We start from the raw sequence: 14,123 nt of genomic DNA, 5'->3' as shown, positions 1-14,123 counted from the left end.
TGACGATAGTCCAGCCGCGCTCGACGATCACCCGACATGAGCGGATTTGGAGGGGTGCCCGAGTGGTTAAAGGGGACGGGCTGTAAACCCGTTGGCTTAGCCTACGTTGGTTCGAATCCAACCCCCTCCACCATCCCCGGCTCATGAACGGTCCGGCGGGCGCGCTGCGGCGCGGCAGGCGGTGCATCCCCGGGATGCGGAAACGGGCGGGTGTAGCTCAATGGTAGAGCCCCAGCCTTCCAAGCTGGTTACGTGGGTTCGATTCCCATCACCCGCTCCAGCCTGACGCCGGGCCGCGATGGGGCAGACAGGAACGAAGGGCCGGCGCGACGCCGGCTGCGATGATCAGGAAAGACGAGGCGCTAGAAGGATGGCCAAGGAGAAGTTTGAGCGTACGAAGCCGCACTGCAACGTTGGCACGATCGGCCACGTTGACCATGGCAAGACGACGCTGACGGCAGCGATCACGATGGTGCTTGCCGAGACGGGCGGCGCGACCGCGAAGGGCTATGCCGAGATTGATGCGGCGCCGGAGGAGAAGGCGCGCGGCATCACGATCTCGACGGCGCATGTGGAGTACGAGACGGAGAACCGTCACTACGCCCACGTCGATTGCCCGGGCCATGCCGACTACGTGAAGAACATGATCACGGGCGCGGCGCAGATGGACGGCGCGATCCTGGTTGTGTCGGCGGCCGACGGCCCGATGCCGCAGACCCGCGAGCACATCCTGCTGGCGCGCCAGGTCGGCGTTCCGGCGCTGGTCGTGTTCATGAACAAGGTCGACCAGGTCGACGACGAGGAGTTGCTGGAGCTTGTCGAGCTTGAGGTTCGCGAGCTGCTGTCGTCCTACGAGTTCCCGGGCGACGACATTCCGATCGTGAAGGGTTCGGCACTGGCTGCGGTCGAGGGCACGAACGAGGAGATCGGCAAGAAGGCGATCCTGGAGCTGATGGCGGCGGTCGACGACTACATCCCGCAGCCGGAGCGTCCGAAGGACCAGGCGTTCCTGATGCCGATCGAGGACGTGTTCTCGATTTCGGGCCGCGGCACGGTTGTGACGGGCCGCGTTGAGCGTGGCGTGATCAAGGTTGGCGAGGAAGTCGAGATCGTCGGCATCCGCGACACCAAGAAGACGACCTGCACGGGCGTCGAGATGTTCCGCAAGCTGCTGGACCAGGGCGAGGCGGGCGACAACATCGGCGCGCTGCTGCGCGGTGTCGGCCGTGAGGATGTGGAGCGCGGTCAGGTTCTGGCGAAGCCGGGCTCGATCACGCCGCACACGAAGTTCAAGGCGGAGGCCTACATCCTGACGAAGGAAGAGGGCGGCCGTCACACGCCGTTCTTCGCGAACTACCGTCCGCAGTTCTATTTCCGGACGACGGACGTGACCGGCGTGATCGAACTGCCCGAGGGCACGGAGATGGTGATGCCGGGCGACAACATCGCGATGACGGTGGAACTGATCAACCCGATCGCCATGGACGAGGGCCTGCGCTTCGCCATCCGCGAAGGCGGCCGCACCGTCGGCGCCGGCGTCGTCGCATCCATCATCGAGTAACGCGGTCGGTCAACGGAACCGGGCGGCCGCCTTTGGCGGTTGCCCATTCCGGCTCCACGGGGCCGGAGGCGAGCGGCGAAGGAGTGTAGCTCAACTGGCAGAGCACCGGTCTCCAAAACCGGGGGTTGTGGGTTCGAGTCCCTCCACTCCTGCCAGCCGCCGTCGACAGATACACGAGTGAAGGCAACCCGTATGGCCAAGTCAAAGTCCGGCAGCAATCGCGGTCGCGGTACCAGAAAGCCGCCGACCGAGCCCGCCGCCGAAGCGAAGGCCGAGAAGCCGAAGAAGAAGACCAACCCGATGGAGTTCATGCGGCAGGTCCGCGCCGAGGGCGCGAAGGTGACCTGGCCGAGCCGCAAGGAGACGGGCGTCACGACCGTGATGGTGTTCATCATGGTCGCGCTGGCCTCGGTCTTCTTCCTGGTCGTGGATCTGATCATCCAGACCGGCGTCGGGTACATCCTGGAACTGGGGAGCTGATCATGACCGCCCGCTGGTACATCGTTCACGCCTATTCCGGCTTCGAGAAGAAGGTCGCCGCCGCGATCCGCGAACAGGCCATCCAGAAGGAAATGACTGACCTGATCGAGGAGGTCATGGTCCCGATGGAGGAGGTCGTCGAGATGCGCCGCGGCCAGAAGGTCAATGCGGAGCGCAAGTTCTTCCCCGGCTATGTGCTGGTGAAGATGGAGATGACCGACGAGAGCTATCACCTGGTCAAGAATGTCGGAAAGGTCTCCGGCTTCCTGGGCGCCGCGAACAAGCCGCAGCCGATCCCCGAGCGGGAGGCGATGCACATCCTGCAGCAGATGCAGGACGGCATCGAGCGGCCGAAGCCGTCGATCACCTTCGACATCGGCGAGCAGGTGCGGGTCTCCGACGGACCGTTCGCCTCGTTCAACGGCACCGTCGAGGACGTCGACGAGGAGCGCGCCCGGGTCAAGGTCTCGGTCTCGATCTTCGGCCGCGCCACGCCGGTCGAGCTGGAGTATTCACAGGTCGAGAAACTCGATTGATCTGCACGCGCAGGTTCAGTCGTTTTCGGAATCTTTACACTTGAAATACGGTCGATGAACCGTTAGAAGCCGTCGGCTCGACCGAATGCGCAAGGGAACTTTCCGAAACGTCTGACTGTGGCGCGGGTCCTGCCAGCCGGCAGGGACCGGTAACGCAGCGCAGGCATTTGCGTTTTCCGCGGATCGGGTCGAACAACATCGGTGTGGGAGGTCAGCCATGGCCGGACCACATCACCCTGGTAACTGCAAGGGACTGAAATGGCAAAGAAGATTGCAGGCTATATCAAGCTGCAGGTGCCGGCGGGGGCTGCGAACCCGTCGCCGCCGATCGGGCCGGCGCTGGGTCAGCGCGGTCTGAACATCATGGAGTTCTGCAAGGCGTTCAACGCCGAGACGCAGAACATGGAGAAGGGCATGCCGGTGCCGGTGATCATCACCGCCTTCACCGACCGCTCCTTCAGCTTCATCACCAAGACGCCGCCCGCCTCCTACTACCTGAAGAAGGCGGCGAAGCTGAACAAGGGTTCCTCGACGCCGGGCAAGGGCTATATCGGCAAGGTGACCCAGGCGCAGCTGCAGGAGATCGCCGAGGCGAAGATGGTCGATCTCAATGCCAACGATGTGGACCAGGCGAAGAAGATCATCGCCGGATCGGCCCGTTCGATGGGCCTGGAAGTGGTGGCGTAGGACGATGGCAAAGCGAGGCAAGAGATATGCGGCCGCGGCCGAGGGCATCGACCGCGACGCGCTGATTTCGCTGGAAGAGGCGATCAGGGTTGTGAAGTCCAAGGCCACGGCGAAGTTCGACGAGACCGTCGAGATGTCCGTGAACCTGGGCGTCGATCCGCGTCACGCCGACCAGATGGTCCGCGGCGTGGTGCAGCTGCCGAACGGCACGGGCAAGACCGTGCGCGTTGCGGTCTTCGCGCGCGGCGACAAGGCCGAGGAAGCCACGGCCGCCGGCGCTGATGTCGTCGGCGCCGAGGATCTGGCGGAGAAGATCCAGGCGGGCGAGATGCCGTTCGAGCGCGTGATCGCGACGCCGGACATGATGCCGGTCGTCGGGCGTCTGGGCAAGGTTCTGGGCCCGCGCGGCCTGATGCCGAACCCGAAGCTGGGCACGGTGACGCCGAACGTCGCCGAGGCTGTTGCTGCCGCCAAGGGCGGCCAGGTGGAGTTCCGCGTCGAGAAGGCGGGCATCGTGCACGCCGGAATCGGCAAGGCCAGCTTTACCGAAGACCAGCTGATCGAGAATGCGCGTTCGCTGACCGACGCCCTGCTGAAGGCGAAGCCTTCGGGCGCCAAGGGCCAGTATCTGAAGCGCGCCGCCGTGAGCTCCACCATGGGGCCGGGCGTCAAGATCGATATCGCCACGCTGAACGCCGCCGCGCAGTCCGCGGCCGAGTAAGCAGGCGATCAAGAGTTTCGCCGCCGGGTCCATACCGGCGGCGTTTGCCGGTCCGGCAACCGCTTCGGCGGCGCGCCGGTCCGACCTGTCCGAGACTGCAGGCGCTGCAACGGCTCCGGCCCGCGCGGCTTAATGGACAGCCTGCAATAGACAGGCGTTGAGGCAAGGGATCGAACGGCGGCATGCCCGCCCGGATGTCCTTGGTCAAGACCCTGGGGCAGGACTTCGAGTGGGACGGCGGACCATGCGGTCCATCTACCCGTCCCGGGGTTGAAGTCCCGAGCCGGAAGGCGCGGGGCTTCGTAGTAAAGGAGCGAAAGCGTGAACCGCGAAGAAAAAGCGGCGGCAATCGACGAGCTCAGGGGCGTTTTCGGTAACGCCTCGACGGTCGTCGTGACCCAGTACAAGGGGCTTTCGGTGGCGGAGATGACCGATCTTCGCAACCAGGTCCGCGAGGCTGGCGCCAGCTACAAGGTGATCAAGAACCGGCTCGCGAAGATCGCGCTGGAAGGCTCTTCCTACAGTGGACTGACCGACTACTTCACCGGCCCGACCGCCATCTCCTATTCGGATGATCCGGTCGCGGCGGCGAAGGCGACCGTCGATTACGCCAAGAAGAATGACAAGCTCGTCATCATCAGCGGCGCAATGGGCGAACAGGTCCTCGACGAGAGCGGTGTGAAGGCCCTGGCCGACCTGCCGTCCCTCGACGAGCTGCGGGCGAAGCTGCTGGGCCTCATCCAGGCCCCGGCGACCAAGCTCGCGCAGGTCACCCAGGCTCCGGCGTCCAAGCTGGCGCGGGTCCTGAACGCATACGCCACCAAGGAAGATGCCTGACGGACGCGTTTCCGATCACGGGCTGAACATACGCAACGCAAAGACTGACCAAGGAACTGAAGACAATGGCTGATCTTGAAAAGATTGCAGAAGACCTCTCGAACCTGACCGTTCTCGAGGCGGCCGAACTGGCCAAGCTGCTGGAAGAGAAGTGGGGCGTTTCCGCCGCGGCTGCCGCGGTGGCCATGCCGGGTGCCGTCGCCGGTGGCGCCGGCGATGCTGCCGCTGCCGAGGAGAAGGACGAGTTCGACGTCGTCCTGGCTGAAGTTGGTGACAAGAAGATCAACGTCATCAAGGAAGTCCGCGCCATCACCGGCCTGGGCCTGAAGGAGGCCAAGGAGATGGTCGAGAGCGCGCCGAAGGCCGTCAAGGAGGGCGTCTCCAAGGACGAGGCCGAGGAACTGAAGAAGAAGCTCGAGGAAGTTGGCGCCAAGGTCGAGCTGAAGTGATGTTCGTGCGGGTTCCGCCGGTCGTCCGTGCGGCGGCCGGCGGGACTTGCCGACAGCGTTCCGGCGGCGGGTCATCGAGGCCCGGCGCCGGCGGAACCGGCGTGGGTCCGTCCCTGCCGGTTTAGGCCGTTCTGGCCCGGTGCGGTCCTCCGGACCGCGCGACAGGCGCCACGGCCACGATTTTCCGGGGCTGCCGTTGCCCCGCTTCCGGCATGACGATGCCGGGGCAAACGACGGCGGACATTACGGGCCCGTCCACGAGGGCCCCGGTCGGACGAGGAATTGGAATGCCGCTTTCTTTCACTGCCCGCAAGCGCGTTCGTCATACTTTTGGCCGCATTGCCGAAGTTGTCCCCATGCCGAACCTGATCGAGGTTCAGCGCGCCTCCTACGAAACCTTTCTGCTGGCGGACACGCCGGCCGAGCAGCGGGGCGACAACGGCCTGGAAGGCGTCTTCAAGTCCGTCTTCCCGATCTCGGACTTCTCCGAGACCTCCAGCCTGGAATTCGTCCGCTACGAGTTCGAGGAGCCGAAATACGACGTCGACGAGTGCATGCAGCGCGGCCTGACCTTTGCGGCGCCGCTGAAGGTGACGCTCCGCCTGATCGTCTTCGAGGTGGATGAGGACACGGGCGCCAAGTCCGTTCTCGATATCAAGGAGCAGGACGTCTACATGGGCGACATGCCCCTGATGACGGACAAGGGCACCTTCATCATCAACGGCACCGAGCGCGTCATCGTTTCCCAGATGCACCGTTCGCCCGGCGTGTTCTTCGACCATGACCGCGGCAAGACCCATTCCTCGGGCAAGCTGCTCTACGCCGCCCGCGTGATCCCCTACCGTGGCTCGTGGCTCGATTTCGAGTTCGACCACAAGGACATCGTCCACGTCCGCATCGACCGCCGCCGCAAGCTGCCGGCGACCACGCTGCTCTATGCGCTCGGCATGTCCTCGGACGAGATCCTGGCGAATTTCTACAACACGGTGACCTACAAGCACGACAAGAAGGGCTGGCGGGCGCCGTTCGATCCGATGCGCTATCGCGGCCAGCGTCTGCTGGACGACATCGTCAACGCTGATACCGGCGAGGTCGTGGCCAAGGCCGGCGACAAGCTGACCCCGCGCGCCGGCAAGAAGCTGGTCGAGGACGGCATGACCGACATGCTGATCCCGCAGGAAGATCTGCTCGGCCGCTTCATCGCGCACGACATCATCAACGAGAAGACCGGCGAGGTCTTCGCCGAGGGCGGCGACGCCATCGACGAAGCGATGCTGGAGGTCCTGCTCAACAACAAGATCAAGGACCTGCCGACGCTGGACATCGACAACGTCTCCCACGGCGCGCACATCCGCAACACGCTGGCGGTCGACAAGAACTACAGCCGCGACACCGCGCTGGTCGATATCTACCGCGTGATGCGTCCGGGCGAGCCGCCGACCGAGGAGACCGCCGAGGCGCTGTTCGAGGGCCTGTTCTTCGATTCCGAGCGCTACGACCTGTCGGCTGTCGGCCGCGTGAAGTTGAACGCGCGCCTGGACCTTGAGGCCGAGGACACCGTCCGCGTGCTCCGCAAGGAAGATATCCTGGCCGTCGTGACCTACATGGTCGGCCTGAAGGACGGTCGGGGCGAGATCGACGACATCGACCATCTCGGCAACCGCCGCGTCCGCTCCGTCGGCGAATTGATGGAGAACCAGTACCGCATCGGCCTGCTGCGCATGGAGCGTGCGATCCGCGAGCGCATGAGCTCGGTCGAGATCGATACTGTCATGCCGCAGGACCTGATCAACGCCAAGCCGGCCGCTGCTGCGGTGCGCGAGTTTTTCGGCTCGTCGCAGCTCAGCCAGTTCATGGACCAGACCAACCCGCTGTCGGAAGTGACCCACAAGCGCCGCCTGTCGGCGCTTGGTCCGGGTGGTCTGACCCGCGAACGTGCGGGCTTCGAGGTGCGCGACGTGCACCCGACCCATTACGGCCGCATCTGCCCGGTGGAGACGCCGGAAGGTCCGAATATCGGTCTGATCAACTCGCTGGCCAGCTTTGCCCGCATCAACCAGTACGGCTTCATCGAAAGCCCGTACCGCAAGGTGCAGGAAGGCAAGGTCACCGGTGAGGCGGTCTATCTCTCCGCCATGGAAGAGGGCCGTTACACCATCGCCCAGGCGAACGCCCCGTTCGATCCGGAATCCGGCGCCTTCCAGGAAGAGTTCATCGCCAGCCGCTACCAGGGCGAGTTCATGCTGGCCCGGCCGCAGGACGTCGACATGATCGACGTCTCGCCGAAGCAGCTGGTTTCGGTCGCCGCGGCGCTCGTGCCGTTCCTGGAGAACGACGACGCCAACCGCGCGCTGATGGGCGCGAACATGCAGCGTCAGGCCGTGCCGCTCCTGCAGCCGGAAGCGCCCTATGTCGGCACCGGCATGGAGGCCGTCGTGGCCCGCGATTCCGGCGTCACCCTGTCTGCCAGGCGTGACGGCGTTGTCGAGCAGGTGGATGCGGAGCGTATCGTGGTCCGCGCCACCGAGGTCACCGACCTCAGCCGTTCGGGCGTCGACATCTACAAGATGATGAAGTTCCAGCGCTCCAACCAGTCGACCTGCATCACCCAGCGTCCGCTGGTTAAGGTGGGCGACGTGGTGAAGGCCGGCGACATCATCGCCGACGGACCGTCGACCGATCTCGGCGAACTGGCGCTGGGCCGCAACGTGCTCGTCGCCTTCATGCCGTGGATGGGCTACAACTTCGAGGACTCCATCCTGATCTCCGAGCGCATCGTGAAGGACGATGTGTTCACCTCGATCCATATCGAGGAGTTCGAGGTCATGGCCCGCGACACCAAGCTGGGCCCGGAGGAGATCACCCGGGACATTCCGAACGTCTCCGAGGAATCGCTGCGCAATCTCGACGAGGCCGGCATCGTCTATATCGGCGCCGAGGTCGAGGCAGGCGACATCCTGGTCGGCAAGATCACGCCGAAGGGCGAGAGCCCGATGACGCCGGAAGAGAAGCTGCTGCGCGCCATCTTCGGCGAGAAGGCGGCCGACGTGCGCGACACCTCGCTGAAGATGCCTCCGGGCTCGACCGGCACGGTCGTCGAGGTGCGGGTCTTCAACCGCCACGGCGTCGAGAAGGACGAGCGCGCGATGCAGATCGAGCGCGACGAGATCGAGCAGTTCCGCCAGGACATGGAAGACGAGCGGTCGATCTACGAGCGCAACATCTACGCCAGCCTGAAGAACCTGCTGCTCGGCAAGGAAGCCGAGAGCGGCCCGCGTGGCTTCCGCACCGGCGTCGCGATCACCGAGGAGGCGCTGGCCGAACTGAGCCACGGCCAGTGGTGGCAGATCGTGCTGTCCGACGGTGAATCGGTGGCCAATATCGAGGCGCTGCGTCGCCAGTTCGACGAGGCCATCGGCGCCCTGCAGGCCCGCTTCAACAACAAGGTCGACAAGCTGCAGCGCGGCGACGAGATGCCCCCGGGCGTCATGAAGATGGTCAAGGTCTTCGTGGCCATCAAGCGCAAGCTCCAGCCCGGCGACAAGATGGCCGGCCGTCACGGCAACAAGGGCGTCATCAGCCGCATCGTGCCGGAAGAGGACATGCCCTTCCTGGACGACGGTACCCCGGTCGACGTCGTGCTCAACCCGCTCGGCGTGCCGAGCCGCATGAATGTCGGTCAGATCCTGGAGACCCATCTGGGCTGGGCGGCGCGCGGCGTCGGCCTGCGTATCGGCGCAGCGCTGGAGGCGGCGAAGTCGAACGGCATGGACATGTCCGGCCTGAAGAACGAGTTCGCCCGCGTCTACAACGAGCAGGAGATGTCCGACATCGAACTGCTCGGCGACCACGAACTGGTCGAGCTGGGCGAGAACCTCAGCCGCGGCGTGCCGATGGCGACGCCGGTCTTCGACGGCGCGCGCGAACCGGATATCGTCGAGATGCTGGAGCGTGCGGGGCTGGAGAAGAGCGGACAGGTCACCCTGTTCGACGGCCGTTCGGGCGAGAAATTCGACCGTGAAGTCACCGTCGGCTATATCTATATGCTCAAACTGCACCACCTTGTGGACGACAAGATCCACGCGCGCTCGATCGGCCCGTACAGCCTGGTCACCCAGCAGCCGCTGGGCGGCAAGGCCCAGTTCGGCGGTCAGCGGTTCGGCGAGATGGAGGTCTGGGCCCTGGAAGCCTACGGTGCGGCGTACACGCTGCAGGAGATGCTGACGGTGAAGTCGGACGACGTCGCAGGCCGAAACAAGGTCTACGAGGCGATTGTCCGCGGCGACGACACGTTCGAAGCCGGCATCCCCGAAAGCTTCAACGTCCTGGTCAAGGAAATGCGCTCGCTCGGCCTGAACGTCGAACTCAAGGAATCCGATGGCTGACGGTTCGTGATCGAACCGTTTCAGCCAATCGTTCGGAGGTAGAACACCATGCAAGACGCCCTGCAACTCTTCGGCCAGCAGCAGACCGCCCAGAGCTTCGACCACATCAAGATCGGCCTGGCGAGCCCGGAGCAGATCCGGTCCTGGTCGTTCGGTGAGGTGAAGAAGCCGGAGACCATCAATTACCGGACCTTCAAGCCGGAGCGGGACGGCCTGTTCTGCGCCCGCATCTTCGGTCCGATCAAGGACTACGAGTGCCTGTGCGGCAAGTACAAGCGCATGAAGTATCGCGGCATCATCTGCGAGAAGTGCGGCGTCGAGGTCACCACCCAGAAGGTGCGCCGCGAGCGGATGGGCCATATCGAACTGGCCGCGCCGGTCGCGCATATCTGGTTCCTGAAGTCCCTGCCGAGCCGCATCGGTCTGGCGCTGGACATGATGCTGAAGGATCTGGAGCGGGTTCTCTACTTCGAGCAGTACATCGTCATCGAGCCGGGTCTGACTCCGCTGAAGCGGTTCCAGCTGCTGACGGAAGACGAGTTCTTCGACTTCCAGGACGAGTATGGCGAGGACGCCTTCACCGCCGGTATCGGCGCCGAGGCCGTCCGTGACATCCTGGCCGGTCTGGATCTGGAGGAGATCCGTCAGGACCTGCGCCGGGAACTGGCCGAGACCAAGTCCGAGCTGAAGCCGAAGAAGATCGTGAAGCGCCTGAAGCTGATCGAGGCCTTCATGGAATCGGGCAACCGCCCCGAATGGATGATCCTGGAGGTCATCCCGGTGCTGCCGCCCGAGCTGCGTCCGCTGGTGCCGCTGGACGGCGGCCGCTTCGCGACGTCGGACCTGAACGATCTCTATCGCCGGGTCATCAACCGCAACAACCGCCTGAAGCGGCTGATCGAGCTGCGCGCGCCGGACATCATCGTCCGCAACGAAAAGCGCATGCTGCAGGAAGCCGTCGATGCCCTGTTCGACAATGGCCGCCGCGGCCGCGTCATCACCGGCGCCAACAAGCGGCCGCTGAAGTCGCTGGCCGACATGCTGAAGGGCAAGCAGGGCCGCTTCCGCCAGAACCTGCTCGGCAAGCGCGTCGACTATTCCGGCCGTTCGGTGATCGTTGTCGGTCCCGAACTGAAGCTGCACCAGTGCGGCCTGCCGAAGAAGATGGCGCTGGAGCTGTTCAAGCCCTTCATCTACGCCAAGCTGGAGCTGCAGGGCCTGGCCCCGACCGTGAAGTCGGCCAAGAAGCTGGTCGAGAAGGAGCGTCCGGAAGTCTGGGACATCCTGGAAGAGGTCATCCGCGAGCACCCGGTCATGCTGAACCGGGCGCCGACGCTGCACCGTCTCGGCATCCAGGCCTTCGAGCCGGTGCTGATCGAGGGCAAGGCGATCCAGTTGCATCCGCTGGTCTGCACCGCCTTCAACGCTGACTTCGACGGCGACCAGATGGCCGTGCACGTGCCGCTGTCGCTGGAAGCGCAGCTGGAAGCCCGCGTGCTGATGATGTCGACCAACAACATCCTCTCGCCCGCCAACGGCAAGCCGATCATCGTGCCCAGCCAGGACATCGTCCTCGGCCTCTACTACCTGTCGCTGGAGACCGAGGGCGCCAAGGGCGAAGGCATGGCCTTCGGCAATGTCGACGAGATCCAGTATGCGCTGGACCTCGGCATCGTCGACATGCACGCGAAGATCCAGGCGCGCTGGACCGCGATCGACGAGGACGGCAACGAGGTCGTGCAGCGGGTCGAGGCGACGCCGGGCCGCATGCTGCTCGCCAACGAGCTGCCCAAGGACCGGAACGTGCCCTTCTCGCTGATCAACAAGATGCTGACCAAGAAAGAGATCGGCAATCTGATCGACATCGTCTACCGCCACACCGGCCAGAAGGAGACGGTCATGTTCTGTGACCGGATCATGGGCCTGGGCTTCAAGCACGCCTTCAAGGCGGGCATCTCCTTCGGCAAGGATGACATGATCATCCCGGAGGCGAAGAAGAAGCTGGTCGACGAGACCAACGAGCTGATCAAGCAGTACGAGCAGCAGTATCTCGACGGCCTGATCACCACTGGCGAGAAGTACAACAAGGTCGTCGACGCCTGGATGCAGTGCTCGGACAAGGTCGCCGACGAGATGATGAAGGGCATGGAGTCGAGCCGCGAACAGAACAGCGGCCAGCACAACTCGATCTACATGATGGCCCATTCCGGTGCCCGCGGTTCGCAGGCGCAGATGAAGCAGCTGGCCGGCATGCGCGGCCTGATGGCGAAGCCGTCGGGCGAGATCATCGAGACGCCGATCATCTCGAACTTCAAGGAAGGCCTGACCGTGGCGGAGTACTTCATCTCCACTCACGGCGCCCGCAAGGGCCTGGCCGACACCGCCCTGAAGACGGCGAACTCGGGCTACCTGACCCGCCGCCTGGTGGACGTCGCCCAGGACGCGGTGATCAACGAGACCGACTGCGGCACCACCGGTGGCCTGCTGGTCCGCGAAGTCGTGGACGGCGCCGATGTCATCGCCCCGCTGGGCGAGCGCATCCTGGGCCGCACCTCGGCCGAGGACATCGTCAGCCCGTCGACCAACGAGGTCGTCATCAAGGCCGGCACCCTGATCGAGGAGGCCGAGGTCGAGGCGATCGTCGCCAGCGGTGTCGAGGCCGTGCGGATCCGTTCCGCGCTGACCTGCGAGACCCGGCAGGGCGTCTGCGCGGCCTGCTACGGCCGTGATCTGGCGCGCGGCACCCCGGTCAACATGGGTGAGGCGGTCGGCGTGATCGCGGCCCAGTCGATCGGCGAGCCGGGCACCCAGCTCACCATGCGCACCTTCCACATCGGCGGCGCCGCACAGGCGGGTGAAAGCTCGTCGGTCGAGGCGGCGTATGACGGCTCCCTGAAGATCGAGGACCGCAACGTGGTCGAGGACTCCCAGGGCCGTCTGGTGGTCATGAACCGCACGACCGAACTGGTGCTTCTGGACCAGAACGGCCGCGAGCGCGCCCGTCACCGCGTGCCCTACGGTTCGCGTCTGACCAAGGACGACGGCGCCGCGGTCGAGAAGGGCGAGAAGATCGTCGAGTGGGATCCGTACACCATCCCGGTCATCACCGAGCGTTCGGGCCTCGCTTCCTACCGCGATCTGGTCGATGGCGTCAGCCTGCGCGATGTGGTCGACGAGAACACCGGCATCGCCAGCAAGGTCGTCATGGACTGGAAGAGCCAGCCGGGCGGCAACGATCTGCGTCCCCGAATCACCCTGCGTGACGAGGAAGGCGAGGTGCTGATGCTGGAGAACGGCCAGGAAGCCCGTTACTTCCTGCCGGTCGACGGCATTCTCTCGGTTCAGGACGGCGACAATGTCCATGCCGGCGACGTGCTGGCGCGTATCCCGCGCGAAGGTTCGAAGACCCGCGACATCACCGGCGGTCTGCCGCGTGTGGCGGAGCTGTTCGAGGCGCGGCGGCCGAAGGATCACGCGATCCTGGCCGAGGTCGACGGCCGCATCGAGTTCGGCCGCGACTACAAGGCCAAGCGCAAGCTCTCGATCATCCCGAACGACGAGGATCTGGACAAGGTCGATTACCTCATCCCTAAGGGCCGCCACATCCTGGTGCACGAGGGCGATCAGGTCCGCCGCGGCGACTACATAGTCGACGGCAATCCGGCGCCGCATGACATCCTGAAGATCATGGGCGTCGAGGCGCTGGCCGAGTTCCTCGTGAACGAGATCCAGGAGGTCTATCGGCTGCAGGGCGTGCAGATCAACGACAAGCACATCGAGGTCATTGCGCGCCAGATGCTGCAGAAGATCGAGATCACGCGCTCGGGCGACACCACCATGCTGCTGGGCGAGCAGATCGACCGCTACGAGTACGAGGCCGAGAACGCCAAGACCGAAGCCGAAGGCGGTGAGCCCGCCCGGGGCGAGCCGGTTCTGCTGGGCATCACCAAGGCGAGCCTGCAGACGCGGTCCTTCATCTCGGCGGCCTCCTTCCAGGAGACGACGCGCGTGCTCACCGAGGCCTCGGTCAACGGCAAGTCCGACGACCTGAACGGGCTGAAGGAGAACGTGATCGTCGGCCGCCTGATCCCGGCGGGCACCGGCAACATGATGAACGAGTTCAAGCGCATCGCCGCCGAACGCGACCGGAAGCTGGCCGAAGAGGCCGCTGCGGCGCAGCCGGCGGACGAACCGGAGGCGCTGCCGGCCGGCGAGTGACGGCCGGCCCGAATCCGGGCGTATCGTTCAGGGCGGCTGCTTCGGCGGCCGCCCTTTTCTTTTGCGGCCGTTCCGCCCCGAAACAATCTTGCGTGCAGGCCGGCTGGCGCGTTCGATTCCAACTAATTTCCGAGGTGCCGGGAAGTGGCGGATTCCGCGGGCTTTTATGTGTTGACGGCCTTCCGGCAGCTTCCTATAAGACGCGCCACTTACGGCGCTGGTAGTTGGCAATCGCCAAGACGCAGTGAC

The 14,123-nt window shown here is 64.8% G+C and carries 9 protein-coding genes and 3 tRNA genes; all 12 read left to right on the top strand.

What is annotated here, in order from left to right; all coding sequences use genetic code 11:
* Positions 1–48 precede the first annotated feature (48 nt).
* The 12 genes from ACMVY4_RS00725 to rpoC all read left to right on the top strand — a co-directional run bounded on the left by ACMVY4_RS00725 (position 49) and on the right by rpoC (position 13,874).
* A tRNA-Tyr gene (locus tag ACMVY4_RS00725) sits at positions 49–133 on the top strand.
* Between the two features lie 73 nt (positions 134–206).
* Positions 207–280, top strand: a tRNA-Gly gene (locus ACMVY4_RS00720).
* A 90-nt stretch (positions 281–370) separates the two neighbouring features.
* A complete protein-coding gene (gene tuf, locus ACMVY4_RS00715; protein WP_416898288.1) occupies positions 371–1,561 on the top strand; it encodes an elongation factor Tu in 1,191 nt (396 codons plus the stop codon).
* A gap of 79 nt (positions 1,562–1,640) precedes the next feature.
* Positions 1,641–1,716, top strand: a tRNA-Trp gene (locus ACMVY4_RS00710).
* Positions 1,717–1,753: 37 nt separating this feature from the next.
* Positions 1,754–2,041 carry a preprotein translocase subunit SecE gene (gene secE / locus ACMVY4_RS00705; RefSeq protein ID WP_416898299.1) on the top strand — a complete coding sequence of 96 codons (288 nt, stop codon included), beginning with the start codon at positions 1,754–1,756 and terminating at the stop codon, positions 2,039–2,041.
* Positions 2,042–2,043: 2 nt separating this feature from the next.
* Positions 2,044–2,577, top strand: a complete 534-nt coding sequence (gene nusG, locus ACMVY4_RS00700) for a transcription termination/antitermination protein NusG (RefSeq protein ID WP_416898298.1) — start codon at positions 2,044–2,046, stop codon at positions 2,575–2,577.
* A 258-nt stretch (positions 2,578–2,835) separates the two neighbouring features.
* Positions 2,836–3,264 (top strand): 50S ribosomal protein L11, encoded by a 429-nt coding sequence (gene rplK / locus ACMVY4_RS00695; protein WP_416898297.1) that lies wholly within the window; start codon positions 2,836–2,838, stop codon positions 3,262–3,264.
* Between the two features lie 4 nt (positions 3,265–3,268).
* Positions 3,269–3,985: a 50S ribosomal protein L1 gene (gene rplA / locus ACMVY4_RS00690; RefSeq protein WP_416898296.1), complete on the top strand. Its 717-nt coding sequence runs from the start codon at positions 3,269–3,271 to the stop codon at positions 3,983–3,985.
* Between the two features lie 321 nt (positions 3,986–4,306).
* Positions 4,307–4,822: a 50S ribosomal protein L10 gene (gene rplJ, locus ACMVY4_RS00685; protein ID WP_416898295.1), complete on the top strand. Its 516-nt coding sequence runs from the start codon at positions 4,307–4,309 to the stop codon at positions 4,820–4,822.
* Between the two features lie 65 nt (positions 4,823–4,887).
* Positions 4,888–5,271, top strand: coding sequence for a 50S ribosomal protein L7/L12 (gene rplL, locus ACMVY4_RS00680; RefSeq protein WP_416898294.1), 384 nt, complete (start codon positions 4,888–4,890; stop codon positions 5,269–5,271).
* 287 nt (positions 5,272–5,558) lie between these two features.
* A complete protein-coding gene (rpoB, locus tag ACMVY4_RS00675; RefSeq protein WP_416898293.1) occupies positions 5,559–9,656 on the top strand; it encodes a DNA-directed RNA polymerase subunit beta in 4,098 nt (1,365 codons plus the stop codon).
* A gap of 48 nt (positions 9,657–9,704) precedes the next feature.
* The gene (gene rpoC / locus ACMVY4_RS00670; protein WP_416898292.1) at positions 9,705–13,874 is read left to right on the top strand and encodes a DNA-directed RNA polymerase subunit beta'; all 4,170 of its coding nucleotides are present in this window, start codon (positions 9,705–9,707) and stop codon (positions 13,872–13,874) included.
* Positions 13,875–14,123 lie beyond the last annotated feature (249 nt).

The sequence above is a fragment of the Minwuia sp. genome (assembly GCF_048007105.1).
Lineage (GTDB): Bacteria > Pseudomonadota > Alphaproteobacteria > Minwuiales > Minwuiaceae > Minwuia.
Note: the sequence above shows the minus strand (reverse complement) of the source record. Positions and strands in the feature narration are given on the sequence as shown.

Coding starts and splice junctions, on each gene's coding strand:
- tuf (WP_416898288.1), top strand. CDS start 371: ATGGCCAAGGAGAAGTTTGAGCGTACGAAGCCGCACTGCAACGTTGGC.
- secE (WP_416898299.1), top strand. CDS start 1,754: ATGGCCAAGTCAAAGTCCGGCAGCAATCGCGGTCGCGGTACCAGAAAG.
- nusG (WP_416898298.1), top strand. CDS start 2,044: ATGACCGCCCGCTGGTACATCGTTCACGCCTATTCCGGCTTCGAGAAG.
- rplK (WP_416898297.1), top strand. CDS start 2,836: ATGGCAAAGAAGATTGCAGGCTATATCAAGCTGCAGGTGCCGGCGGGG.
- rplA (WP_416898296.1), top strand. CDS start 3,269: ATGGCAAAGCGAGGCAAGAGATATGCGGCCGCGGCCGAGGGCATCGAC.
- rplL (WP_416898294.1), top strand. CDS start 4,888: ATGGCTGATCTTGAAAAGATTGCAGAAGACCTCTCGAACCTGACCGTT.
- rpoB (WP_416898293.1), top strand. CDS start 5,559: ATGCCGCTTTCTTTCACTGCCCGCAAGCGCGTTCGTCATACTTTTGGC.
- rpoC (WP_416898292.1), top strand. CDS start 9,705: ATGCAAGACGCCCTGCAACTCTTCGGCCAGCAGCAGACCGCCCAGAGC.